Annotated in this window: 23 protein-coding genes; 8 read left to right on the top strand and 15 right to left on the bottom strand. The window is 39.3% G+C overall.

Annotation, left to right across the window (positions count from 1 at the left end; all coding sequences use genetic code 11):
* Positions 1-4: 4 nt before the first annotated feature.
* The 5 genes from ACSSVW_RS03225 to ACSSVW_RS03205 all read left to right on the top strand — a co-directional run bounded on the left by ACSSVW_RS03225 (position 5) and on the right by ACSSVW_RS03205 (position 5,519).
* Positions 5-1,972 carry an acetyl/propionyl/methylcrotonyl-CoA carboxylase subunit alpha gene (locus tag ACSSVW_RS03225; RefSeq protein WP_454178841.1) on the top strand — a complete coding sequence of 656 codons (1,968 nt, stop codon included), beginning with the start codon at positions 5-7 and terminating at the stop codon, positions 1,970-1,972.
* Positions 1,969-2,874, top strand: coding sequence for a hydroxymethylglutaryl-CoA lyase (locus tag ACSSVW_RS03220; protein ID WP_118844254.1), 906 nt, complete (start codon positions 1,969-1,971; stop codon positions 2,872-2,874). The genes ACSSVW_RS03225 and ACSSVW_RS03220 overlap by 4 nt, the downstream gene beginning before the upstream one ends.
* Before the next feature lie 11 nt (positions 2,875-2,885).
* Positions 2,886-3,584: a CoA transferase subunit A gene (locus ACSSVW_RS03215; protein WP_036968475.1), complete on the top strand. Its 699-nt coding sequence runs from the start codon at positions 2,886-2,888 to the stop codon at positions 3,582-3,584.
* An 11-nt stretch (positions 3,585-3,595) separates the two neighbouring features.
* Entirely contained in the window at positions 3,596-4,252 is a 657-nt protein-coding gene (locus ACSSVW_RS03210) for a 3-oxoacid CoA-transferase subunit B (protein WP_065979908.1), read from the top strand.
* Between the two features lie 388 nt (positions 4,253-4,640).
* The gene (locus ACSSVW_RS03205; RefSeq protein ID WP_036968484.1) at positions 4,641-5,519 is read left to right on the top strand and encodes a LysR family transcriptional regulator; all 879 of its coding nucleotides are present in this window, start codon (positions 4,641-4,643) and stop codon (positions 5,517-5,519) included.
* A gap of 64 nt (positions 5,520-5,583) precedes the next feature.
* Here ACSSVW_RS03205 and ACSSVW_RS03200 read toward each other — a convergent pair whose 3' ends face one another.
* From ACSSVW_RS03200 to ACSSVW_RS03180, 5 genes are all read right to left on the bottom strand, one after another.
* Entirely contained in the window at positions 5,584-9,051 is a 3,468-nt protein-coding gene (locus ACSSVW_RS03200) for an ATP-binding protein (RefSeq protein WP_454178840.1), read from the bottom strand.
* 10 nt (positions 9,052-9,061) lie between these two features.
* Positions 9,062-11,344, bottom strand: a complete 2,283-nt coding sequence (locus tag ACSSVW_RS03195; RefSeq protein ID WP_454178839.1) for an ATP-binding protein — start codon at positions 11,342-11,344, stop codon at positions 9,062-9,064.
* A gap of 9 nt (positions 11,345-11,353) precedes the next feature.
* Positions 11,354-12,622: an ABC transporter substrate-binding protein gene (locus tag ACSSVW_RS03190; RefSeq protein ID WP_454178837.1), complete on the bottom strand. Its 1,269-nt coding sequence runs from the start codon at positions 12,620-12,622 to the stop codon at positions 11,354-11,356.
* A gap of 71 nt (positions 12,623-12,693) precedes the next feature.
* The gene (locus ACSSVW_RS03185; protein ID WP_075593587.1) at positions 12,694-13,617 is read right to left on the bottom strand and encodes a GGDEF domain-containing response regulator; all 924 of its coding nucleotides are present in this window, start codon (positions 13,615-13,617) and stop codon (positions 12,694-12,696) included.
* 302 nt (positions 13,618-13,919) lie between these two features.
* Positions 13,920-14,063 carry a hypothetical protein gene (locus tag ACSSVW_RS03180; RefSeq protein WP_454178835.1) on the bottom strand — a complete coding sequence of 48 codons (144 nt, stop codon included), beginning with the start codon at positions 14,061-14,063 and terminating at the stop codon, positions 13,920-13,922.
* A gap of 422 nt (positions 14,064-14,485) precedes the next feature.
* Here ACSSVW_RS03180 and ACSSVW_RS03175 point away from each other — a divergent pair, with 422 nt between their 5' ends.
* Complete coding sequence (locus ACSSVW_RS03175) at positions 14,486-14,905, top strand: tetratricopeptide repeat protein (protein WP_421419717.1); 420 nt, start codon at positions 14,486-14,488, stop codon at positions 14,903-14,905.
* A 543-nt stretch (positions 14,906-15,448) separates the two neighbouring features.
* On the opposite strand, the gene ACSSVW_RS03170 is transcribed toward ACSSVW_RS03175, so the two are convergent.
* From ACSSVW_RS03170 to ACSSVW_RS03150, 5 genes are all read right to left on the bottom strand, one after another.
* Positions 15,449-16,546 (bottom strand): NADH:flavin oxidoreductase/NADH oxidase, encoded by a 1,098-nt coding sequence (locus ACSSVW_RS03170; RefSeq protein ID WP_454178833.1) that lies wholly within the window; start codon positions 16,544-16,546, stop codon positions 15,449-15,451.
* A 393-nt stretch (positions 16,547-16,939) separates the two neighbouring features.
* A complete protein-coding gene (locus ACSSVW_RS03165) occupies positions 16,940-17,371 on the bottom strand; it encodes a GNAT family N-acetyltransferase (RefSeq protein WP_454178832.1) in 432 nt (143 codons plus the stop codon).
* A gap of 213 nt (positions 17,372-17,584) precedes the next feature.
* On the bottom strand, positions 17,585-17,977 hold the full coding sequence (locus tag ACSSVW_RS03160; protein WP_454178831.1) for a hypothetical protein: 393 nt from the start codon (positions 17,975-17,977) through the stop codon (positions 17,585-17,587).
* 90 nt (positions 17,978-18,067) lie between these two features.
* Positions 18,068-18,493 (bottom strand): hypothetical protein, encoded by a 426-nt coding sequence (locus ACSSVW_RS03155; RefSeq protein ID WP_454178830.1) that lies wholly within the window; start codon positions 18,491-18,493, stop codon positions 18,068-18,070.
* Between the two features lie 114 nt (positions 18,494-18,607).
* On the bottom strand, positions 18,608-18,853 hold the full coding sequence (locus ACSSVW_RS03150; protein ID WP_454178829.1) for a hypothetical protein: 246 nt from the start codon (positions 18,851-18,853) through the stop codon (positions 18,608-18,610).
* Between the two features lie 757 nt (positions 18,854-19,610).
* Between ACSSVW_RS03150 and ACSSVW_RS03145 the strand changes: the two genes are divergently transcribed.
* Positions 19,611-19,835, top strand: coding sequence for a phage integrase N-terminal SAM-like domain-containing protein (locus ACSSVW_RS03145; RefSeq protein ID WP_454178827.1), 225 nt, complete (start codon positions 19,611-19,613; stop codon positions 19,833-19,835).
* Positions 19,836-19,959: 124 nt separating this feature from the next.
* On the opposite strand, the gene ACSSVW_RS03140 is transcribed toward ACSSVW_RS03145, so the two are convergent.
* The 3 genes from ACSSVW_RS03140 to ACSSVW_RS03130 form a co-directional block, all read right to left on the bottom strand.
* On the bottom strand, positions 19,960-20,349 hold the full coding sequence (locus ACSSVW_RS03140) for a hypothetical protein (RefSeq protein ID WP_454178826.1): 390 nt from the start codon (positions 20,347-20,349) through the stop codon (positions 19,960-19,962).
* 62 nt (positions 20,350-20,411) lie between these two features.
* Entirely contained in the window at positions 20,412-20,708 is a 297-nt protein-coding gene (locus ACSSVW_RS03135; RefSeq protein ID WP_075593595.1) for a hypothetical protein, read from the bottom strand.
* Positions 20,709-20,815: 107 nt separating this feature from the next.
* Positions 20,816-21,175: a hypothetical protein gene (locus ACSSVW_RS03130; RefSeq protein WP_256719223.1), complete on the bottom strand. Its 360-nt coding sequence runs from the start codon at positions 21,173-21,175 to the stop codon at positions 20,816-20,818.
* Positions 21,176-21,600: 425 nt separating this feature from the next.
* Between ACSSVW_RS03130 and ACSSVW_RS03125 the strand changes: the two genes are divergently transcribed.
* The gene (locus tag ACSSVW_RS03125) at positions 21,601-22,020 is read left to right on the top strand and encodes a hypothetical protein (RefSeq protein ID WP_036968511.1); all 420 of its coding nucleotides are present in this window, start codon (positions 21,601-21,603) and stop codon (positions 22,018-22,020) included.
* A gap of 106 nt (positions 22,021-22,126) precedes the next feature.
* Here the strand turns inward: ACSSVW_RS03125 and ACSSVW_RS03120 are convergent, their stop codons facing one another.
* Both ACSSVW_RS03120 and msrA read right to left on the bottom strand, forming a co-directional pair.
* Positions 22,127-22,897, bottom strand: coding sequence for a substrate-binding periplasmic protein (locus ACSSVW_RS03120; RefSeq protein ID WP_454178825.1), 771 nt, complete (start codon positions 22,895-22,897; stop codon positions 22,127-22,129).
* Between the two features lie 77 nt (positions 22,898-22,974).
* Positions 22,975-24,201 (bottom strand): peptide-methionine (S)-S-oxide reductase MsrA, encoded by a 1,227-nt coding sequence (msrA, locus tag ACSSVW_RS03115; RefSeq protein ID WP_454178972.1) that lies wholly within the window; start codon positions 24,199-24,201, stop codon positions 22,975-22,977.
* Between the last annotated feature and the right edge of the window lie 132 nt (positions 24,202-24,333).

Raw genomic sequence — 24,333 nt, 5'->3', positions numbered from 1 at the left:
CATTATGACAACAAAAACGTTGAAAAAAATTCTCGTTGCAAACCGTGGTGAAATTGCCTGCCGTGTTATGCGCACAGCAAAACAAATGGGCCTAACTACGGTTGCTGTATATTCAGATGCAGATAAACACGCGCAACATGTAAAGCTGGCCGATGAGGCTTATCACATTGGTCCTGCACCAAGCAAAGACTCATACCTAGTCGCAGATAAAATTATCGATGTTGCAAAACAAACCTCCGTTGATTGCATTCACCCCGGCTACGGTTTTTTATCTGAAAACAGTGAATTTGCCCTAGCCTGTGAGCAAAACGACATTGCATTTATTGGTCCTCCAGCATCAAGTATTGAAGCAATGGGTTCTAAAACGCGTGCAAAAGAAATTATGCACGAAGCCAATGTCCCTTTAGTGCCGGGCTATTATGGCGATAACCAAGACACTGAATTTTTAAAAGCCGAAGCAGAAAAAATTGGCTACCCTGTCCTTATCAAAGCAGCCTTTGGCGGTGGCGGTAAAGGAATGCGTGTAGTAGAGCATGCAAAAGATTTTATCAGTGCGCTTGAAGGGGCAAAGCGTGAAGCTAAAGCAGGCTTTGGCAATGATTTAGTGCTTCTAGAGCGTTACGTTACTAAACCCCGTCATGTTGAAGTACAAGTATTTGCAGACAATCATGGCAACTGTGTTTATTTAGGCGATCGTGACTGTTCTTTACAACGTCGCCATCAAAAAGTAATTGAAGAAGCACCTGCACCGGGTTTATCTGATTCGCTACGAAAAGAAATGGGTGAAGCCGCTGTACGCTGTGCACAAGCAATTAACTATCGTGGTGCGGGTACTGTTGAGTTTTTACTGTGTGGCGATGAGTTCTTCTTCATGGAAATGAACACTCGTTTACAAGTAGAGCACCCGGTAACCGAAATGGTCACTGGCGTTGACTTAGTAAGCTGGCAAATTAATGTGGCTGCAGGTGGAAAACTGCCGCTGTCACAAGCGGATATTCAGCTGCAAGGTCATAGCTTTGAAGCACGTATTTATGCAGAAGACCCAAGCAATGACTTTATCCCGTGTTCTGGCCGTATTGATGCCCTATTCACCCCGACTGAATCAGAGTTTGTACGCATAGACACTGGCATTGCCGCTGGCGATGAAATTAGCCCGTTTTACGACCCAATGATTGCTAAGCTCATTGTTCACGATGACAACCGTGAGGCTGCGCTTGGTCGTTTATCAAAAGCACTGCAACAATTTCATTTAGCTGGGTTTAGTTGTAACGTTAACTTTTTACACAACCTTGCTAACCACCCTACGTTTCAAGCTGGTGCGCCTGATACACACTTTATTGAAGATCAAGGTGCGCAATTAGTCGCTAAAGACGAGCAACAACATACACTCGCGACAGTAATCGCTGCATTTGCATACATGAGCACACTAAAAGGCAGTAGTGCGAGTCCATGGCAGCAATTAACTGGCTTTATGCTAAACAGCGCTGCGCTAACAAAAATCCCATTTACTGATGTTGCGGTGCAAGCTGAAAAGTGTGCCGATGGTTTTAAAATCAACCTCAACTCAGTTGACTATACAAGTTCAGGCACCGTTGAAAATGGCCTTGCTCGCTTAGTCATTAATGGTGAAAAAGTTGTCGCGCATGTTATCCAAACAGACACGCATATCACTGTAATGTATAACGCTCAGCAAACAGTGATTGAACTCATCGATAAACACTACATTAGTGAACATGAAAGTGATGCACTTCCTCTTGCGGCCCCATTAAACGGCACTGTCGTTAAACACCTTGTTGCTGTGGGTAGCGAAGTTGTTAAAGGCGATGCGGTTGTGATTATCGAGGCAATGAAAATGGAATACACGCTTAATGCTCCACATGATGGTGTATTAACCAGCTACTGTTTTGGTGAAGGTGAATTAGTTAGCCATGGCGATATGCTCGCCATAGTCGAGGAACAGGAGGCGGTATGACACAGTTCCCTGCGTGTGTACGTATTGTTGAAGTGGGTGCCCGTGATGGACTGCAAAATGAAGCAGCCGTCACCAGCCAAGATAAAATCGAACTAATTAACGCCCTAGCCAACGCGGGCCTTAACGATATTGAAGCGGGAGCATTTGTATCACCTAAATGGGTGCCGCAAATGGCTGACTCACGTGATGTGATCAACGCATTAAACTTACCTAATGTTAATTTAAGTGCGCTAACCCCTAATTTACGTGGTGCAGAAGCCGCCCATCAAGTGGGCATTAAAGAGTTTGCTATATTTACCGCAGCCAGCGAAGCATTTTGTCAAAAGAACATTAACTGCTCGATTGATGAAAGTATTGACCGCTTTAAAGAGGTCATGGACTTTGCGAAAGAAAATAATATTCGTGTTCGTGGCTATGTAAGTTGTGTAATGGGTTGCCCTTACCAAGGTGACGTTGACTACACTGATGTATTAAAGGTGTCGCAGCGTTTATTAGACTTGGGTTGTTACGAAATTAGCCTTGGTGACACAATTGGCGTAGGAACAGCAAAAAAAGTGGACGAGTTATTAGATTTATTACTGCAACATATTGATAAGTCAAAACTCGCTGTACATTTTCACGACACCTACGGGCAAGCGCTCACAAATATTTACACCGCGCTAATGCGAGGTATTTCAACAGTTGACAGTGCCGTTGCAGGCCTTGGTGGCTGCCCTTATGCCAAAGGAGCGTCAGGAAATGTTGCCACTGAAGATGTGGTTTACTTACTGCAAGGGCTTGGCATAGAGCATGGAATTGATTTAGAAAGACTGGCGAAAGCTGGTTGGGCTATTTGTAGCGCATTAAATAAACAACCTGTCAGCAAGGTTTCACTTGCTCTAAAGAACACGCAGAATAATTAAGGAGTAGGCTCATGGCCGGTTTTGATAAAGTGGTTTCGAGTTACGAAGCTGCGATGGAAGGTTTAAAAGATGGCGATACCATTATCGCTGGTGGCTTTGGCTTGTGTGGTATTCCTGAAGGACTTATCGGCGAAATAAAGCGTAAACAAACAAAAAACTTAACGGTTGTATCTAACAACTGTGGTGTTGACGACTTTGGTTTAGGTATTTTGCTACACGACAAGCAAATTAAAAAAATCATCGCCTCTTATGTTGGTGAAAATGCCTTATTTGAACAACAGTTACTTAATGGCGAAATTGACGTAGTACTTACGCCACAAGGTACACTTGCTGAGAAAATGCGTGCTGGTGGTGCGGGTATTCCTGCATTTTACACTGCAACTGGTTACGGCACCCCTGTTGCACAAGGCAAAGAAGTTAAAGAATTTGATGGCCGCCCATACATTTTAGAAGAATCAATTACAGGTGAGTTTGCGATTGTTAAGGCATGGAAAGCCGATCGCTATGGCAACCTCGTGTTTCGTCACACAGCCATGAACTTTAATCCAATGGCTGCAACCGCAGGTAAGATTACCGTTGCTGAGGTTGAAGAAATCGTAGAGCCGGGTGAACTGGAGCCGAGCCAAATTCACACCCCAGGCATTTACGTTAATCGTGTGATCAAGGGTAACTTTGAAAAACGCATCGAACGTGTAACGACTCGCGATTAAGGAGCATTAAAATGGCATTATCACGTGAACAAGTAGCTATGCGCGTTGCACAAGAGCTACAAGACGGTTATTACGTTAATTTAGGGATTGGTATCCCTACCCTTGTCGCTAACTATGTACCCGATGGCATAGAAGTCATGCTGCAATCTGAAAATGGTCTGTTAGGAATGGGTGCGTACCCATCTAAAGACCAAGTTGATGCAGATATGATCAACGCGGGTAAAGAAACCGTGACAGCAGCAACAGGTGCAGCAATATTTAATAGTGCAGATAGTTTTGCCATGATACGGGGTGGTCATGTAGACTTAACGGTATTAGGTGCATTTGAAGTTGACCAGAACGGAAACATCGCATCGTGGATGATCCCAAAAAAGCTGATTAAAGGCATGGGTGGCGCGATGGACCTTGTTGCTGGCGCGAAGAATATTATTGTTACGATGACGCATGCAAGTAAGCATGGCGACTCTAAGTTATTAGAAAGTTGCACTTTACCGTTAACTGGGGTTAACTGTGTAAAGAAAATCGTAACTGATTTAGCCGTACTCGAAGTCAAAGACGGCGCTTTTCATCTACTAGAGCGCGCACCAGGCGTGTCAGTAGATGAAATCATAAGCAAAACGGCAGGAAAATTGCTTATTGAAGGTGATGTCCCTGAAATGGTTTTCTAACCACTGACATCCCAATGTACCGACCTCATTCCCAGTGCCAATGGCGCTGAGTTACCCAAAATCCCTCGCAAGAGGGATTTTTTTTATCTTTTATATTCCCCTCACTGCACCAATTTGTCACACAATTAGTATAAAATGCCCTAAACTTGTGAGTAACACGTAAGGAGCACTTTACTTGTTACCAGTAAATAAAAACTGCTACACTCGCCTTTTTTGCTTTTTGAGGCGAAAAACTAGATTAAACAAGCAATTAACGCTTAATTTTTAGGCGTTATCGCAAAAGTTAGCTATATTCACCCTTTAGTCTGTCAGTTTATAAATATTGGGATAATAATTGCTTAGCTCTTAACTTCATAAAACGCGCTATTGAGAATTACTGAAATTAACTATGCAAACACCTATTCGTGGCCTACGCTCATTTTGTTTCGCTGCTCGCACACTGAGCTTTAAAGATGCAGCAAACCAACTTTATCTTACGCCATCAGCCGTAAGCCATCAGATCAAGCAATTAGAAGAGCAATTGGGGATTGAGCTATTCGAACGTCAAACTCGCTCTATTCGTTTAACCGCTGCGGGTAAGAACTTTTATGATTCAGTGTCACCTCTGATTAAAGCTCTCGAAAAAACCATTAATGAATTTAGTCAGTTACAAGAAAATATCACTATAAGCATTACTCTGCCTGAGTTTTTTGCCAGTGAATTATTAATGCCAAAGTTGAGTGAGTGGACCGCAGATCATCCAAACACTAACTTACAGCTAAACACCTTAAAAACGCGCAAAGAACTGACCAAGCAAAGTGACTTATCAATTGTATTATCGTCATCTAAGCCACATGAAGGGGTTGTACACGAATTATTTTCGTTGTCGTATACACCAGCATGTAATAAAGAAAACTGGCAAGCATGGCATGAAAACCCTTTTCAAGCCCTTAATGAAGTGCCCCTAATACTGCATAAAGCACGTCCTTGGGCATGGCACCAATGGGCTGAACATGCAGGTATTGAAGACTTCGCACCAAAACAAATTATTCAGGTTGATAGTATGTTCGGGGTTGCGCGTGCTGCACAGCAAGGGATGGGAATTGCACTTATTCCTTTGCCTATTAGTCAAACCTGGTTTGAAGAGCAATGGCTATTTAATTTTACTGATATGCCATTAAAAACTAAAGATAAATACTATTTAGTCCAGCACGAACCGAGTGAGACTAACGCACAGCTAGAGTTATTTATAAAGTGGATGATTGATACGTTTAAGCATTTAAAATAATCACTTATCTGGATGCCTGTGCATAACACAGGCATCATTCACACGGGCTCTGTCGTGAGTAATTTCATCTTTCTAGCGATTCTAACCACCCTTTTATCTCAGCCATTAGTTGTGGCAACAGGCGCTCTAGTTGTTGAAGTGTGTCTTTGATTTCGAGGTTTTGCTCGCGTGCTTTTAACTCAATTTCTTCACATAATTTTCTGAGCTTATCGGCACTCACCTCACCACACATCCCTTTTAAAGCATGCGCAGTTTGATGTACTTCTGCATGATTTTGCACTGCAAATTGCTCTTTTAAATCAGTGAGTTTTTTCGGCGCGTTGATCATAAATATTTGGCATATTCTTTTTAGTAAAGCCTCTTTATTAAGTAACCGTACAAGCGCTTCTTGACGATTCCATAATGATTGCGCTTCATCTTCTGTGCTAACGTGTTCTTCTGTTTGCTGTTCATGATCAGATAAAATCCATTTCACAACTTTTGATAGCACATCATCTGCTTTAATTGGTTTGCTAAGATAATCATTCATACCGACTGATAAACATTTTTCTTTTTCGCCAATCATCGCACTCGCAGTCATTGCAATCACAGGCACATTAATAAAAGCGCCACCAGCCTCACCTGAACGTATTTTTTCAGACACTTGATAGCCATTTAAAGTTGGCATCTGACAATCGAGTAGTACACAGTTTACAGGCGCTCCGCTTGCTTCGCTCTGCAATAAATGTTCAATGGCTTCTTGGCCATTGTTGGCCGTGAGTATTTCAATGGGTAGCTCGTCAAGTGCCCCTTTCGCTACTTCTAAGTTAATTTTATTGTCATCGACAATAAGTACCTTACTGCCTTTAATTTGTGATAAACGCTCATTTGAAATTGCGAACTCACCAGCACTGTTGTCATGTAATAACGTGTGTGTTTCGTTATCACGCAGCTCAACCCCTGCAATGCGTAATAGGGCTGTTTGTGTAAGGGGTTTACTTATTTTACTCACTTTGCCCGCTTTGCTTTTTGGTATGGAAGTATCAGATTGATGCAATAAGACAACGTGAGTACTGCTATGTGTTTCATGCAGGTGATCTAAGGTCGTATTATTATTGATTTCTTCGTCGTCTATGATGGCAAAATCAATGTTCTCATCATCGTGTAGATCTAATTCACTAAGCGATGAAACGCTTACGTGCCCGCCATATAAAACAACCAATTTTTCAATTATTTCTATAATATGTGCATTTTGACTACACACTAAAACATGTTTAGAGGAAAAACATGCCTGCTCTTGTTTTAAGTTTCTTTCACTCGCGCGTGCCTTAATATAAAAGCTAAATGTACTGCCTTGATTTAAAGTTGAATCTAAGTAAATTTCTCCACCCATTGCATGACATAACTGCTTACAGATCGATATTCCTAATCCCGTCCCTCCAAATTTCTCGGTAATTGCACTACTCGCTTGTTGGAATGCACCAAACAGTCGTTTTTGCGAAAGAGGATCAATGCCAATTCCTGTATCTTGTACACTAACCCTTAATTTATATTCATTATTAGCAACATGCTCCGAACTCACTTTAATTTTAATAAACCCTTTTTCAGTAAACTTAATGGCATTACTAATCAGGTTATTAATAATTTGAGTTAGTCTAAGGGGGTCTACTTCTAGCTTATCGCATGAAAGTTCTGTGGTGTCTAAGTACACATCAACCCCTTTATCGAAGGCTCTGACAGCACACGAGCTCACCAAACTTTCAATCAGTAGCAGCGGGTTTATCAACTGAATATTTAAGTCGAGTTTTCCTGCCTCTATTTTCGACAAATCAAGAATATCGTTAATTAATAAGTTTAAGCTTGATGCGCTCAACTCCATCATATCAACGAGCTTGCGTGACTTGTCTGTTAGCGCTTCTCGTTTCAAAATATTCAGCGTGCCAATGACACCATTTAATGGTGTTCGCAGTTCATGGCTCACATTCGAAATAAATGCACTTTTAATCTCGCTGTGCTTAATTGCTTCGTCTTTTGCTTCTGCAAGTGCTTGTGTACGTTTACGCACTTTGGCTTCAAGCTCAGAGTTAAGACGTTTAACTTTAATTTCAGCCTGTTTTTCTTTACTAATGTCTCTAATTATTAAAGCCAAACCACTTAGGTTACTGTGCTCAGAAAAAACAGGACTCACTGAAATAGCGAAATGCGCCCTATATTCACCTTGCACGAATGAGCACTCGTCCTTTATTTGAGCTTTAGAACTCTGTATTTTTTTTACATAATCATCAATTGGTAAATTAGATAGAAATTCAATTTCCTTACTCGATTTCCCTACTGCCGCTTTACTTGAAATGAGCAATAATCGTTCTGCAGTATGGTTTAAACTGGTCAGATACCCCTTTAAGTTAAGGCCAATAATTGCATCAATAGAACCATCGACAATTGCTGATGCTTCTTGTCTGGTTTCTGCGAGTAATTGGCTTCTAATCGCATTACGATAAAATGTAATTAAAAGAATTGATGTGAAAACAATCACTGCAAATAACAGACTGTAGGTGATCAAGCGTTTTTCATTGATTAAATTATCCACATATTTTTTAGGTGCAAGTAGGTTAAAATTAACAAAGCCATATTTATCACCTGATCTAGTGTGCAACTTTTCTGAACGAACGTAGAACTGTTCTTCTGTATTCGCTTTTGACTTTATTAAATAGATACCGTTGTACTTTATGTTTTCTGTGTAAACTGCCTGCCAATTTACACTGGGATTTAAATCTCTAGAAAATTGATAGCTTTCAAGTGGATGAATAATAAAATCTCCATCAGAGCCACTAATAACAAGTTGTGAGTAATCAAACACTGTTTCTTTAAGGTTATTAAGCAATGTGCTTGCATTAACATTCATAATTAAAAAAGCAAAGCGCTTACCGTTCTCACTGTATATTGGTATCGAAAACCGAATCATCGGTTTAAAAGGAAATTCAATTTCACCAAACTCACGATTTAATGACAGTGGTGACATATACACTTGCTTTGGTTCAAGCAACGTACTGGGCAAGAAATAAGGCTCGCCACTTTTAGATTGTAATGAATAATCCGCAGCGGCTTCTACAGATGCGCCAACACGCTGAACACGAATAAGTTCGTTACCTTCGGCAGTCACCGCAATAACACGCACCTGTTCAACAGAGAGGTTATTTTCCATAAAACCAATAAAAATAGTTTCTAATCGCTCTTTCCATCGCTGATAACTAGTGCCATCGTAAGGGTCTATTCCATTGTTAAAATGGGCTCTTGGTAAACCTGCAATTGGTGGGGTTGAATACAAAAAACGTAAATCAGATTTATATTCTGACAGTGTCGTTGTTACAATTTCTTTTAGTCTTTGATTCGTTTCAACGAACTCTTGGTCTATCGAGTCTAAAACATCTTCTTTTACTTGCCCTTCAAAAAAACTAACGGCAAGTGCTATAAAAACAACAAATACTATCGACACTAAAGCAAAGTATGGGTTCAATGAGGCTGTTTTTTTATTATCTTTCAGTAAAATATTCACTCAGCTCCCCTTACCGTTCATCAGCTGCTTTTGTGCACCATTTCAACAAAATAGCTTTAACGCATTCATAATTAATTGGTTTTGCAATAAAGTCATTCATCCCGGCATCGATACAGCGTTGTTTGTCGGCACTTAATACATTGGCGGTTAAAGCAATGATGGGGGTGTTTTTATAGGAAGGCATTTCTCTGATCCTTAATGTCGCTTGCGGCCCATCTAAGACAGGCATTTGCATATCCATAAGAATGAGATCAAACGCCCGTGTTTCACACTGAAGAATAGCTTGCTCGCCATTATCGGCAATATTGATAGAGCTGATATTAAACTCACTCAACATCGCTTCAATAACGATTTGATTGATTTCGTTATCTTCGACAATCAGCACATTAAGCCAAGAGAAATCAATTGCTTGCTCTTGAGGTCCTTGCATGCGCTGTTGTTCACTATAAACAGACTCATTCGCTCGGATTACATTGAGATCAAAATGAAAGTCTGAGCCAACACCATACTCACTTTCAACGTGCAATGAAGTCCCCATTAATTTTAATAGCTTACTAGAAATGGCTAAACCGAGTCCTGTACCACCAAACCGTCGTGTAATTGAGGCATCTGCTTGTGAAAAGGCCTCAAACAAGCTATCAAGCTGTTCCTTCGCTATGCCAATTCCGGTATCTGAAACGTGGAATGTAATGCTAAATTCATCATTAGATAGCTGATGAATACTCACATTTAACGATACACTGCCTCTTTCTGTAAATTTAATTGCATTGCCAATTAAATTAATAAGCACTTGTTTAAGGCGTGTTTCATCTCCCAAAAATATAAAATTGGGGTCCTCAGGCAACACTGAAATAAACAGTTCGACTTGTTTATTATTAGCTTGTGCTTTAAATAAATGCGTTAGCTCATCGAGTAATAAGTTTAATGCTATTGGCTGTTCTTCCAGTTCAATTTTTGAGGCTTCGATTTTACTTAAATCTAAAATATCATTGATAATTACTAATAAGCTCGCACCTGAAGACTGTATGATGGCCAACATTTTTTCTTGTTCTGCATTTAATGGTGTAAGACTCAATTGACGTGCCATACCCAAAATACCGTTCATAGGCGTTCGTATTTCGTGGCTCATATTCGCCAAAAATTCTGACTTAACTTTAGTGGTATGTTCGGCGGTTTGTTTGGCATCTGATAAATCTTTACTTAAAATTCTGAAGCTATCTGCCGCTTTTGCAAGTACACCTATTTCATCTTTTCTATGTAAGTCATAAATTGGTGCTGATAAATCGCCATTCAGAAAGTGTTTAAAGCTCACCGTAAGGCGTTTAATAGACTTGGAGATCTGCAAATGGAAAAAAGCAGACAAGGCAATAATGTAAATTAACACTCCCCACGCGAGTAGCTTTAAAATACGCTCTGTTTTAGAAACTGTTTTTTCTGCTTCTTCCTTGATACGGCTTAACCTTGTTAATGATTGCTCTCTTAGTTCATTTGCTAAAGTACTAAATTCAATTGCGTCACCGGCCATTACAACATTGACTAAACTTAAATAATTGCGATTTGCTTGAATACTCCTCGCAAATGTCTGGCTATAAGTATCTGCCATTTTTGAAAGTTGGTTAATTTCAGAGTGGTATTCACTTTTTTGAATATGCACAGAGGCATTTAATTTCGTCGAAATCATTCGTAAAGCATCGTTAACTGACGCTCTTTTTGCATAATCTTTTTTGGTTAAAAACAAATACGCATCTCGATGCAACGAATGCCACAGATTGAGATACTCAGAAATAAATAACTTTTCTTCAACGGTGGTTACTTTTCGCATTAAGTTATCAAGATGTGTCGTTGCATCAGCGTAAATTCGAGGTAATTCTTTTTCTGTCAATGTTGCTCTTATTTCGTAGCGCTTGGTCAAGACCTGTAAATTATCGCCGTACCTCTTTACTAGTTCAGACATGGCGTTGAGGTAAATTTGACTCTCATTCTCTTCATTTTTAAGCTCAACATCGCTTAGACGTGTTTTGATACTTTGAAAATTTTCGACGATTTTTTCAAACACAGCACTGCTTCCACTCCCGCCATACACAGAAATATCGCGTTGCATTTCGACTATGTCTTTATTGATCCTAAGAATACTGACAGCGTAATTACTGATTCGGCTTATATCGTTAAAAGCAACCTCAATTGTATTTAGGCGTTTATTCATAACGTAGTAACTGGCGCTCATAGCAAGTAAAATCAGCATCAACGCTAATAACATTTTTGCAGCAACAGAGCGTGAGAAAATATTCGACAAGGCAGATCCTTAAGAATTAAGCAGTTCAAACCACTTATCTAAACTGTAGTCATAATTTGGCATGACGGTATTCCAAACCGCGATATTAGAAAAGCGCTTAATGTAGCTGCCTCCATCCCTTACTTGCCCAGCTTGAACAGAGATTTTTCCATCAGTGCCAGTTAAGTCTGTCACCGCTTCTTTACCTTGATACCAGTAATTCCACTCTGGTATAGACATAAGAGGCTGACTTCGTTCTGGGTTAGAAATGTAATAGCCCTGACGCGCTATAAATGCACCGGGATAGCCTGACAACCACCAGTTCATGTAATCGTACGCTGCATCTTTTACATGCCCTTGCGTATTGGCCGATAAACACATAACCCCATGCCAAGCACGATAACCTTCTTTGGGTGAAGCATACACAACAGGGATACCTTGTCCTTTACATGCACTTACTCCCGGTGAAAACATACTTTGAATAGTCACACGGTTAGTTTTCATAAAATCAATCGACTGTGGAACCGATGTCCAAAATCCAGAGAAGTGACCCAGCCTTTTTTTCTCGAGCAAAATTTTAAACAGCTGATCAATTTCTGTAATACTCATATTTCCTAAGTCATTGAAACTCATCAGCCCTTGGGCCTGAACAGCAAGTGCGGCGTCAAAAATACCTATGGTGGGCGCATTAACTAAGCCTACTTTCCCTTTATTTTTCTCGTCGAGCAACCATGCCCACGATTCGGTTTCATAGGGAATACCTTGCTCAATAAATTGCGTGTTATAGCCAAAGGAATCAACATTGTGAACATACGGCATATAACTGATTTTTTTGCTAGGCGTCGTACCGAGGCGACCATCAGGCTGAACATACAAAAGCTTATTGGGTGAATCCCCCGCCCCTATTTTTGCTTCAGGTATTACACGCCCGGTTTTAGTTAGTGGATTAATTTCGTTCCAATAAATAAGCCTATCAATATCTAATGGTTGGATAGCCCCAGCTTGCCACAAAATATTAATTGAATCAGACCACTGTTCGTACAAATCAAAAGAACTTGGATTCGCTGCCGCCTTTTGTAAAACAGCAGCACTGCCCATTGGAGTAAATTCGATATTAATGCCAAGCTCACGCATTGCTCGTTGACGTAACTCTTCTTGCAAGGTGACATGTGTGCCCATCACTCTCAAAGTGACAGTGTTTTTTGCAAAAACATACGGTGCTTTAAATGCCAGTGTTGAAGCAGCGACTCCCACACCCATTTTTTTTAGAAAACATCGACGGTCTTTTAAGTTAGCCATACATATTCACCTAGTAAATAAGCAACTATGAGTATAGATGAAATTTTTAACGTTAAAATCTGATTATTTCATCAGTCAATTGCATGTAATTTAAAGCAATTTCTACCCGCATTTTTTGCTTCATATAATGCTTCGTCAGCTAATGAGACAAGTTCATCAAACTGTTTCATCTCTTGGTGAGAATACACAACTCCCCCGATACTGACTGACACCCTATTTAAAGAAGATTCTTCGTGACGAATATTTTCGCTCGCTAGTTCATGATTAATTCGCTCGCAGACTTGCTTTACTCCATCAAAATCTGTGTAAGGTAAGAGCACAAGGAACTCTTCTCCTCCATATCGTACAACCGTATCTTGCGGGCGTTTAACTGAACGATTTAATACCTCAGCAATCTTTTTAATACATACGTCGCCTTGTGGATGGCCATAATGGTCGTTATAACGCTTGAAATGATCGATATCTAACATCAGTAGGCTAAAAGCTCTTTTATCACGTATAGCTTGTTTAAAAACATTAGAGACTTCTAAGTCTAGGTAATGGCGATTAAATAAACCTGTTAGAGAGTCTTTGTATGTCAATTCAACCAACTTTTCGAGGCGAAGTTTATTCTCAATATGATTCTTCGTGCGGTGTATTAATGTTGAAGCAGTGATAGGTTTTCCAATGAAATCTGTTGCTCCGGCTTCCCAACAGGCATTTTGTGAATCGGTATCGTAGGTCGATGTAATAAAGACAATAGGTACATTTTCAAAGGCAGGATCGTCTTTTATTTGCCTACATACATTTAACCCATTGATATCAGGCAAATTCACATCTAACAAAATTAAATCAGCAGTGTTTTCTTTACAGTATTCTAAGACACTATTTCCAGCGCTAAATGGTAAAACAGTAAAGTGCTCTTCTAATATTGTTTCAAGTGTAAGTCTGATCATTTCATCATCATCAACTACGAGTATTTTACATTCTGACAATGGTTTTAGAGTTAAAGGCATATAAATTCTTCATCTTTATTATTGTTTAGTTTCGCTTTGCAGCAGCTCTTTAAGGCATAATCGCTTACTAACTTACCTTGTAACTTTTGAAAACATACTATTCATGAGAAGGTCACTTTAGTATGTTATTAATTCTGCAACTAACTGTTAGTTCAATAAGTTTTAACAGTAATTATAGTCAAAGCCCTATTTAATGCTTAACTATTTTTCATTATTTGTAGTATAAAAGAATGATGGCTATTTATTGCATGCGCCATGCACTTAAGCATAAGGTCATTACAATGAATGGATAGCTAATCCTGTCATGAAGTGGGTTTATCATCTTGTTTTTGTTTTTTACGTTGTTCGTGCTTTGCTTTAGCCACATTTTCAAATACAGGGGGAGGAATAGGAAATAGCGAAATAAGTGGGAATATGGCCATAAATAAATATGCCCCTTTTGGCATCTTTTTAGCCCAGAGTACCAGCTTAAAGAGCAGATTAAACAATATATTTAAACAATACAGTTCTGCCACACAGTTTACTAATAACAACCCGTGCTATCGTGATTAAATCCATTTACCTTTGTATCAATAACCTTTAAAAGAGAAATGAGGAAAATGCTACTTTTTTAAACGTATTTAATTATTAAACATAAAAACGAAGAGTATAATTTTTTTGATACTGCCCCCTCCTGATACAGCTTAAGCCTTGCAGCAACACTATTCTTAGCATGAGAGCCTCACTTTTCAAGCCTTTTATTCGACTAAAGTCTATAGGTTAAATTTATTCACCTATTGGGTGTTTTTTTATCGTTTGTTCGATTTTCCTCTCTAAACTAAAGTTGAATTGTCGGTAATAAATGCCGACTCTAACAGAGGAAAAAATTATGTTTAGTACACTTATGAAACGCGTTGCACTTAGCTCTTTATTAACTTGCTCAGCGATGGCAGTGGCTGATCAGGGTGACTACAAATTAATGGTGATTGACCAATCTACAACACTTGCAAAACAAAGCAATCAATACGAATTAGCATTTAATCAGTGCGCATTGAGCGTTAAAGAAAAAGACTTTGCTGCAGCCGAAGCACTCTGCTCTAAAGCAATTAACTTGCTAACGACAAGTAAAGTCCCCGGTCATAAACGTCGTGAATTAACATCATTTGCATTAAGTAACCGTGGCGTTGCACGTATTATGTCTGAAAACGAGACAGCCGCATTATCTGATTTCTATGAAGCCGTGCAGATTTCAAGTAACGATTTGGTAGAGCACAACTTAACTCGCGCCAAACAGAACTTAGCATTATAAGTTCATCCGCATTATTTCATGAAACCCAGCTTAGGCTGGGTTTTGTCGTTTTGGAGTATCTAAATTTAAGCACTTATATTTGAAAACTTAAATTTTAATAAGTCTTTACGTAATCCATCAGACTATCCGGTAAAATTATTAGCGCTTAAGTAAGACAATCTGTTATGAGCTGTAAACCGTTAAAGCAGAAATCAACCTTTTCGCCGTTTAAGAATTAAAACAGACACGAACGTAAGTCATTGTTGGACATTTTCGATGTTAGGACTTTTGCTCTACTATGTGAGATTAAAAATGATATTTATATAGTGAACGCCGCAATTTGGGGCGTACTAAGCTTAGCTAAATCAGCGAAGCTTTAGAAGCCCCTCCCAAACTCTGTGGGAGAGGTATGCTCAATGTTACTAGAGACAGCTGCGAGACCTAGCACACTGTCAGCTTACATGTAGGAGTACACGGTGTATGAAGAATTATCTTTTTGTATAGCTTAATTAAAAGTGTACTCCCTGATAGATTCACTGCTCTGCATGCGGAACAGTGTAATAATTAAGGTAAAACAAGCGTACCTTTCGAGCCATGTGGTTCAGAACGCAAATACTGAGGAGGCGCCTCAACCTGAGCGCCTAGTGCGACAGCAGCTTGCCACGGCCAATGCGGGTTAAAAAGCACTGAGCGACCTAACGCAATCAAATCGGCTTCACCTTGTTTCAGTACTTCTTCAGCTTGCTGTGGCTCGGTGATTAAGCCTACACCAATTATCGGTATTTTAACCTGTTGACGAATAGCACTAGCAAACGGAAGCTGATAACCTGGTTTTACATCGATGGATTGTAGCGGCGAAAGCCCTCCACTGGAAACATGCAGATAGTCACAACCCAGCTGTTCCAGTTGCTGACTAAACACAATTGATTGCTCAACATCCCAGCCGCCATCAACCCAGTCAGTTGCCGAAAGACGAACTCCAACCGGAATTGAAGAAGGTATAGCTTTGCGTACAGCTTCAAATACTTCAAGTGGAAAGCGTAAGCGATTTTCCAGCGAACCACCGTATTGATCCTGCCTTCGGTTGCTTAGTGGAGAAAGAAATTGGTGAAGTAGGTACCCATGTGCCGCATGAATTTCTATTAGATCAATTCCTAAACGTACTGCACGAAGTGCGCTGTCAACAAATGCTTGTTTTATACGCGCAAGACCCGCTAAGTCGAGTGAATCTGGCGTTTCGTCTTGCTCATTGAAACCTAACGCGGAAGGCGCAACAGTTTGCCAGCCACCTTCATCCATCGTCAATTTATGACCTCCTTGCCATGGCACATGGCAAGAAGCCTTTCGCCCAGCATGGCCAAGCTGAATACCTATACGAATGGGAGACCAAGCGCGAATATCAGACAAAATACTGTCTAATGCGGTTTCTGTCGCATCATCCCAAAGCCCTAAATCTCCCGCTGAAATACGGCCAATCGGTTCAACAGCTGTGGCCTCCAATATTAGCAATCCTGCGCCAGACGTTGCCAGCGAACCATAGTGCATCCGGTGCCAAGAACTAGCCTGTCCAGATTCTGCGGAGTATTGACACATTGGTGCGATAACTATGTGGTTTATAAGATTGAGCTCTCCGATTTTTGCGGCACTAAATAATTGGCTCATTTTAACCTCTCAATGTTGTTTTCAGCAGAAAGTCATAGGATGGCCTTAACCCCAACTTTTCTGAGAAAAATATGGAAGGCTATATCCTTCCTGCTGGTACTTATATTTGATATTTGCTTTTCAGTTTTTATTTCTGGATAGCATGAATATGAAATGTGATTACAGTGTCTATTTATCATAAGGTTAAAGTGGTCATCACATTCTACTTTTTCAAGGGCGGTCATTGTTGATTATGAATCCCCTTTGAGTCAGTAGACTGGATTCCCATAGTTTACTCGCTCAAAATGGGGCAAGGGTTAGTCAAGTTAGAACAACGCTCGCGTATACGCAAACGCCCAAAGTTATTAGCTTTGGGCGTTTCTTCTAGCAAATTTGGTTACGACAAACCGAGCTTTAAAGTGTCATATGCAGAATTGGAAAAGGTTTTTCCATATCATCAAGTGGCGAGCGCGAAACGACTTTGAAGCCCATATGCTCGTAGAAACCTACTGCCTGTGGGTTTTGTTCGTTTACATCGACTTTAGTTGCGCCTAACTGCTCTATTGCGTATTGAAGCAACACCTTGCCAATTCCTTGCCCTCTGGCCTCGTTTAAGATGAAAAGCATTTCAACCTTAGAATCATGGATACCCACGAAGCCTAGAATAGAGCCATCATTACTTTTAACACATCTTAAAGTGACAGCAGGAAAAGCCTGCTCAATGATAATTGGTTTAAAAAACTCAATATCTTCTTCTGTTATGAAGTCATGAGTTGCTCGGACTGAGTTTTCCCAAACATTCAGCATTTCTGCGTAATTTTCAGGAAACACACTTTCCACAATCATTGTGTTTTCTCTATAGTTGACTGAAATTCATGTGTAGCCGCGAGCGTTAATTCTATCCGCAAATCATTGAGTAGTCTAATGATGTAAGCATGGCTTGTAATAGGACAAAAACACGTTAGAGTGTTTATTCGGTAACGCCTGCCACACGGGCTTACGAAACGCGCTAGCGTTTTGGCAGTCCGAGCAGCGAAGTGGCTGTTGTGCTGGCACTTGTTAAGCACTGTTGACCTTTGCATACAATTCGCCGAGTGTAAGCTCGTTATGCCAGATGCTATTAAATTTTATACCGTACTTCCTCTCAATATCTTCAGAAAGAGTTTCTACCTCAAGTGAGTCAGTCATCCATTTTGCTGGATATAGCGCTTTGTATATATCCATTACTTTGTCATCGGGCTCAAACTTGAGCTTTTGCTTGCGTGAAAATGCGAAAGCGTCAGTAAAAAGGAAAAGGAACGCTCTTATTTCTTCTTTTGATGACTCGGGAAAATTTCCTTTCCATTTCGTGCCAGTACAGTTTCTCACCCGATATTTTTTAGGAACATCTCCTGTATAGATGCTCCATACAATAGCGGCAACAATAATTGTAATGACGATTGCTATCTTCATAAGTGCTTAGACATAATGACTCCCACAAGGTGCTAACCTCCGCTTTTTCGTGGATTAGCTTAGTACAAAGCCAGAGCCATAATTAGTTTGTTATGTGTTGCTTACACTTACTAGCAGAAATTCACTAATTTCATTACGTAACTCAAGGTTACTGCACCTACGAGCATTTTCATCAGCCTTATTTGCCCATGATATTGCTTCACATTTATTACCTGTTTCCAAGAAGCGCTCAGCAATGGCAAGTTGTGAAGAAGCAACATATTCACTTAAATTTAAGTTTGTTGCGACCTCTATTGCAATTAAATAGATATTTAAAGCTTGCTTGTTATTTCGGGTGTAATCGGCAAGAGCTTCCCATTGAAGGGGATGATCCTTGCTTGTTCCCTTATGCATTTCACATAATTCATTTAGTTTTTGATAAGCATGCCAATAATTTTGAGTTAACTCAGCACTGGAAGAATTAACCAATTCACACGCTAAATCTAAAACTGAATTATAAATCGATTGATCAACCATAAAAACACATAATGCTTGCATAACCGGCGTAAAATAGCAGGCTGAAATTAGCTACGAAGGAACGCAAGCCTGCTGTTTTGCGTCTCTTGGTTTAGGCACTTGTTATGTTTGAGATTAGCTCAAACGACCGATTATTTTTGCTGCCCAGTTATCAAGAAGTCTGGCTGGAGCAAATGATAAAAACAGACCTAATATTGGAAATAAAGCACTAAATATGGCAGCCACAATTTTGTCCGTTTGATCTTTTGTCGGAACACCATTGATTTCAATAACAGCATAAGGGTCTAGTACAGCTTGAACGAAAACGAATACCAATATGCTGCCAACAATAATCAATGCACCACCTGCAAGGTGACTCAACCCAACTACAACATCTACTTTTTCTTTAAATTTTCGTCCATACCTGACTCAAACATACCACCCAAATAATGGGCAAAAAATAGTTGGTTAAAATAGCGACGCTGGAGCAAAAACCAACTGTTTTTTGTCCTTATTAAAACGCTTGTTAGTTACCGATTAACCTACTGATTGGATAGCCGAAAGTTCCATAAACAAGTCCTCCAAGAAATAATGACATATAAATAGAGATGAACCAAGAAGACACTAATTTAAAATAGTAGATTGGTAACAGGAAAACAGAACTATTAGGCAAAGGCTTTTGAGGTAACCCGCGACAAAAAATCAGTATAAAAAGTAATGCTGTAGTCCAAAATAAACCTAAAAGAATAAGTATGTGGGGCAGCTCTGTTATTAGAACGTTTTCTCCAAGTTCGGCCCTAGGCAAATACAAGAATGCAGACGTACCGAAAAAAAACACGCACAAAAGCACCAGCCATCGATAAGGCTTTAGGATTTGTGAAAACTTAAACATAATGCATGGTGTCATAGGTAACTAACAATTTTATAGTGCACGCGTAGCGCATCTTTCTGCCGATGTCGCGCTCATGTATTAATAAATTTATTATTAGCAAATAACTTAAGGCATTGCCAGCTCTAACTTTTTATTAGTACTAAAGATATTCAGAAAAAAGAAAATGCGCTCGTCGCTAATTCTCTTGAATATGGGAGCGAAACAACTACACTGTATATTTACACAGTAACCTATGTCGGTGATGACATGAAAACGCGCTCACCATTTCTAAATTATATCGCTGATTATATGTTGGTACGTCAATATTCATTACGCACCGTAGAAACGTACCTAAAATGGATTGCGTCTTATATCCATTTTAATAATAACCGTCACCCTGCATCAATGGGGGACAACGAAGTCGTATACTATCTAGAGCCAATAGCATTAAACGGCTTGGACCATCTCTTGATTGCTCAAAGCAATCATTAAAGAATCTACCCTAACTTGTTTTAAGACAATAATGAGTTAGAGCCAAAGGACGGTTCTGTGCCACTTGCAACATAATTAACACCTGTTTGTATCTCAGCAAGCCCGAGGGCGGCATAACTTTTTGTTAGCTGCCAACCCAAATATTACTTAAGTTTGCAGCATTAATAAAAAGCCCAATCGCAATAGGAGCAGTAAACAAAACCATTAAACTGTATACAAATAATAGCTGGCCTTTACTAAGTTGGTGTAATTGCTGACTTGAAGTTTCACTTCGTAGACGTAACACGGTTGATAGTAAAATGAGAAAAAGTACAAACCACCAAAAGCCTTGATTTAATATAGGGACATTATAGGCAACAGCGAAAATACCAACGCAGCTTATAGCAGCAATGAACCATTCAGCTACCCAGCTTATTTGAAAGTACCCGTCTTTAAAATACCAATATAACCTAATGCTTAAAGTAACAATTAGATATATGACTAGAACTATAAAAATATATTTGAATACTTCCATTTTCCATCAATGCCTTACGAAGGAGAGCAAACCAAGCGTTTTGCGTGCTTTTGAGTAACTTGTTATAAGCCGTATGCAACAATTAGATATATGAATAAGCTAAAAAACGATGCTAATGCTACAAACAATGAAATGCGTACCTTTTTAATATGACAGTCTAACCCTTTATGGTACATGGAAAAATTTTTAGGGTTACCAAATAACATGCCCCAATACTGATCTTGGTAACCTAAGTATTCAACCAGCTTATTTTTACGCTCATTTGTGTATTTATGCGCGGCTTCTTTGTATGCTGCCATCTGCATGTTAAACACAATAAAGGTAATCGCTACGACTCCAAACAGAATGATAAATACCATTGCTTCCCTTAGGCTTATAACGCCCACTTAAGCAGACGAAAATTGTTGATTAAAATGTGAAGCGAAGCGGAGCCTACCAACTGTTTTTGTTCCGTTTGAAGTGAATATTATACAGCCTTACGCTTATTTTTATGTAAAGAAAACATTAGTAGTGCAGCAAGTAATGTTGCAATAATATCACCAAGGTCAAAAAACATTGAAGTCCAGTATTGTTCAATTTCATATGTTAATGCACCGGCAGTAAACATTAAAACTGACTTTTTAAATGTTTTTATGTCAATCTTTGGCTTAACTATTGGAATGAGAGACAAGATTCCGAATAAATAGAAAAAACTTGGGGAAGATCCTAAAAAGGTATCTAAAAAACTATTGATACCAAATATGTTAGATCTCGTTAGCTTCACAATAATTGCGAAAGCACCACATATAATGAAGCTAGCTATATAAAACTTTTGTTCTCGAAACAACAAACCAACTCCTTGGCAATTTAACATGTTTATAGCGAGCGAATAGCACGTTTTCTTACCACACAAGCCGCGCTTCTCTCAAAGTTTATAAGTAACAAAGTTATTAACTGATTGCCACATATATTAAAAGTTGGCAGTAACCATTACCTAAACTTAATAAAAGCGAGTCATTAGGTCGTGTTATTGATTATGTAAGCGCCTACACAACAACTGTATATAAAAACAGTTATCAGGTATTACTCAAAAAAAATGATTAAAAAGTCACAGTCCCCTACTTTTCAGCCAACCCTGAGTTTTGAGTAATTACTCTATAGATTAAATTTCTTCATCTATCAGGTTTAATTTAATCGTTTGTTTAGCTTTGGGGAATATTTTAAAGTTCACTCGTTGGCAAGAAACACCAACTTAACCAAAGGAAATCTATCATGTTTAAAACACTTGTAACCACTATTGCACTTAGCTCTTTATTAACTTGCTCAGCGATGGCAGTAGCCAACCAAGCTGATTATAAACTGATGGTTATCGAGCAAGCTCACTCTTCAAACGACGTAAACAGCACATACGAAAATGCTTTCAACCGTTGTGCATTGAGCGTAAAAGAAAAGAATTTTTCAGAAGCTGAAAGCCTGTGTACCGAGGCAATTTCACTTCTTAGTACAAGTAAAGTACCTGGATACAAACGTCGCGAATTAACTTCGTTTGCATTAAGTAATCGTGGTGTTGCACGCATCATGTCAGAAAACGATACTGCAGCTCTTTCTGATTTTTATGAAGCAGTTCAAATTTCTAAAAACGAACTTGTTAATCATAACTTAACTCGCGCAAAGCAAAACTTAGCGTTGTAAAGTTACCCCACCAAATTGTTGTCGAAAGCCCGGTTCTTGTGTGTTCTGACCGGGCTTTTTTTCGCGCCTGATTTACATGATAAACCAATAAGTAAACTGTAACCCCCTATTGGCCGATACTAAATTTCTCTTTCAGTTCTTGAATTTCTTCACTATAGGTAGCTAAAAATTGGTTAAACTGAGTAATAATCTCTGGATGATTAATCGTCGATATATGAAAGTCTTGTACATCTACACCGAGCAATTCATGGAAGTAGACATCGGTCGTTACATTTAACTTTTTCCGTAATTTATAGTTAAGAACATCCCGCGAGATATAAATACAATTTATTCGGTTCAATAAAAGCAGAGAAATAAGCTCCGTTGTATCCGCAGTTTCGATAACGGCAATTCCCTCTTTTTCAAAATATGCTTTAAAACGTTGTGAGGTGAAACCACGCACTTTACCAAACCGGGTGCAATCAGATAATTGTGTATCAGGATTAAGACTCGCAATACCGGTTACAGTTGTAAGAACAGGCTTTGAATAGACTATTTGCTTGGTTTTTGTGTAGATATCTTTAAAACTTTTTTGCCATTGCGGGTTATCTGGGTATTTAAAATCAAGGTAACTTTGCGTAATAAAATCTTTATAAAGGCGGTTTAGAGGCGTTGGGTAAAACACTATATTATAGTCGTATTTACGACCGAATAATTTTAATAACTGTGCGCTGTATCCAGTGAACCGTGAGTTATTGTTATCGCTCCCTTCGTAATAAGGTAGATATTCAATGTTCTCTACGCCTACTACATACGAGGCTCTTTCTGCGCATAATAACTGCAACGAAAATAAGCTTACTACAACAGCACTCAAACCACTTATTAGATTTATTTTCACATTTCAAACGTCACTTTTTGGGCATACATACAAGCTTAGGCTAAAAAATGACTTTGAACTAATAGCGTATCGACATTTTACTCTGCTGGAACAAATTCAAGCACCGTAGCATTAATACAATACCTATCTTTACCTTGTGGGCCTTCACCTGGGAATAAATGGCCTAAGTGGATCCCTGAACTTTTCGATTTTAATTCAATACGCTGCATTCCATAACTGTTATCTTCGTGCATGGTGACGCTGCCTTTAACGGCTTGGGTAAACGATAACCAACCTGTACCAGAATTAAAGCGGTCTCGGGTATCAAATAATGGGGCACCACTGAGTTTATCTATAAAAACCCCCTCTGGCGTATTTTTAAAAATATCATATTGCTTACAATATGGACTGTCGGTACGAGCATGAAATGCAACCCTAAACGCCTCACTGTCACCCAACTTAAACGCACCGAGCGCTTTGTAAAATTCATCTTTACTTACATACCCTTGACGGCCATACACTTCTTCACCATTTTCTATAAACAGTAAAGTTGGCGTTGCCCAAGTTGGGGTCTTAATTGTCAGCCCATCGAGCTCATCGGCATAACGAAAGGTCATGGGAATAGTACCTTGGTAGTTATTGGCAACTTCTTTTTTGAACTTTTCACAGTATGGGCAATACCCTTTCGCATCAATAACCACAATCTGTTTATTTGTCAGTAATGCACTATTATCAACGTTGGGTTTGTTGGTTGAATCAAATACCACGCCTGTTGAATGATCAGGACAATACCCATTCGGGTTTTTCTTTAAATAATCTTGATGATAATTTTCTGCTGCGTAAAATTTCTTGAGCGGCTTAATTTTTGTGACAATTGTTCCGTAGCCTGCGGCCGTTAACTTTACTTGGTACGCCTGTTTTAATTCAATGGCTGTTTGTTGCTGCTGTTCGTTGCTGGTAAGAATTGTAGAACGATACTGTGTACCAACATCATTACCTTGTCGATTAAGCTGCGTAGGATCGTGATTCTCAAAATAGTGCTTAAGGAGGCTTTCAGTGGTTATTTCATTGCTGTTATAAGTGACTTTTACCACTTCAGCATAGTTATTGTCGTCGAAACGACGTGACTGACGGGTAATATTTTTATACGTTGCTTTAAATCCCTCACCATCTGCATAGCCTGATACAGCATCAATTACCCCATCCAGTGCTTCGTAGCGTTTTTCAGCCCCCCAAAAACACCCTGAGCCAAGTACAATAGTTTCAATATGCTGCGTGGCGTTTTGCATAGTGTCTTGTGAATACACTTTACTTGCAGTCATCATGGCACTACTGGTCAGTAATATCAGTAACATTGACTTAATTGTCATACTAATTTCCTCATTAAAGCCTGTATATTTAAAAGACCGGCGAGTTTAATAAATCATTTCACCTTAAACGCGTCTAAGCTGTGATTC

Source organism: Pseudoalteromonas sp. MBR-15 (assembly GCF_053628915.1).
This window is presented reverse-complemented; position numbering and strand designations above follow the sequence as displayed.

Excerpts from the sequence above, each read along its gene's own strand:
- ACSSVW_RS03225 (WP_454178841.1), top strand. The coding sequence starts at position 5 with ATGACAACAAAAACGTTGAAAAAAATTCTCGTTGCAAACCGTGGTGAA.
- ACSSVW_RS03220 (WP_118844254.1), top strand. The coding sequence starts at position 1,969 with ATGACACAGTTCCCTGCGTGTGTACGTATTGTTGAAGTGGGTGCCCGT.
- ACSSVW_RS03215 (WP_036968475.1), top strand. The coding sequence starts at position 2,886 with ATGGCCGGTTTTGATAAAGTGGTTTCGAGTTACGAAGCTGCGATGGAA.
- ACSSVW_RS03210 (WP_065979908.1), top strand. The coding sequence starts at position 3,596 with ATGGCATTATCACGTGAACAAGTAGCTATGCGCGTTGCACAAGAGCTA.
- ACSSVW_RS03205 (WP_036968484.1), top strand. The coding sequence starts at position 4,641 with ATGCAAACACCTATTCGTGGCCTACGCTCATTTTGTTTCGCTGCTCGC.
- ACSSVW_RS03190 (WP_454178837.1), bottom strand. The coding sequence starts at position 12,622 with ATGGCTAACTTAAAAGACCGTCGATGTTTTCTAAAAAAAATGGGTGTG.
- ACSSVW_RS03185 (WP_075593587.1), bottom strand. The coding sequence starts at position 13,617 with ATGCCTTTAACTCTAAAACCATTGTCAGAATGTAAAATACTCGTAGTT.
- ACSSVW_RS03180 (WP_454178835.1), bottom strand. The coding sequence starts at position 14,063 with ATGCCAAAAGGGGCATATTTATTTATGGCCATATTCCCACTTATTTCG.
- ACSSVW_RS03175 (WP_421419717.1), top strand. The coding sequence starts at position 14,486 with ATGTTTAGTACACTTATGAAACGCGTTGCACTTAGCTCTTTATTAACT.
- ACSSVW_RS03170 (WP_454178833.1), bottom strand. The coding sequence starts at position 16,546 with ATGAGCCAATTATTTAGTGCCGCAAAAATCGGAGAGCTCAATCTTATA.
- ACSSVW_RS03165 (WP_454178832.1), bottom strand. The coding sequence starts at position 17,371 with ATGATTGTGGAAAGTGTGTTTCCTGAAAATTACGCAGAAATGCTGAAT.
- ACSSVW_RS03160 (WP_454178831.1), bottom strand. The coding sequence starts at position 17,977 with ATGAAGATAGCAATCGTCATTACAATTATTGTTGCCGCTATTGTATGG.
- ACSSVW_RS03155 (WP_454178830.1), bottom strand. The coding sequence starts at position 18,493 with ATGGTTGATCAATCGATTTATAATTCAGTTTTAGATTTAGCGTGTGAA.
- ACSSVW_RS03145 (WP_454178827.1), top strand. The coding sequence starts at position 19,611 with ATGAAAACGCGCTCACCATTTCTAAATTATATCGCTGATTATATGTTG.
- ACSSVW_RS03140 (WP_454178826.1), bottom strand. The coding sequence starts at position 20,349 with ATGGAAGTATTCAAATATATTTTTATAGTTCTAGTCATATATCTAATT.
- ACSSVW_RS03135 (WP_075593595.1), bottom strand. The coding sequence starts at position 20,708 with ATGGTATTTATCATTCTGTTTGGAGTCGTAGCGATTACCTTTATTGTG.
- ACSSVW_RS03125 (WP_036968511.1), top strand. The coding sequence starts at position 21,601 with ATGTTTAAAACACTTGTAACCACTATTGCACTTAGCTCTTTATTAACT.
- msrA (WP_454178972.1), bottom strand. The coding sequence starts at position 24,201 with ATGATGACTGCAAGTAAAGTGTATTCACAAGACACTATGCAAAACGCC.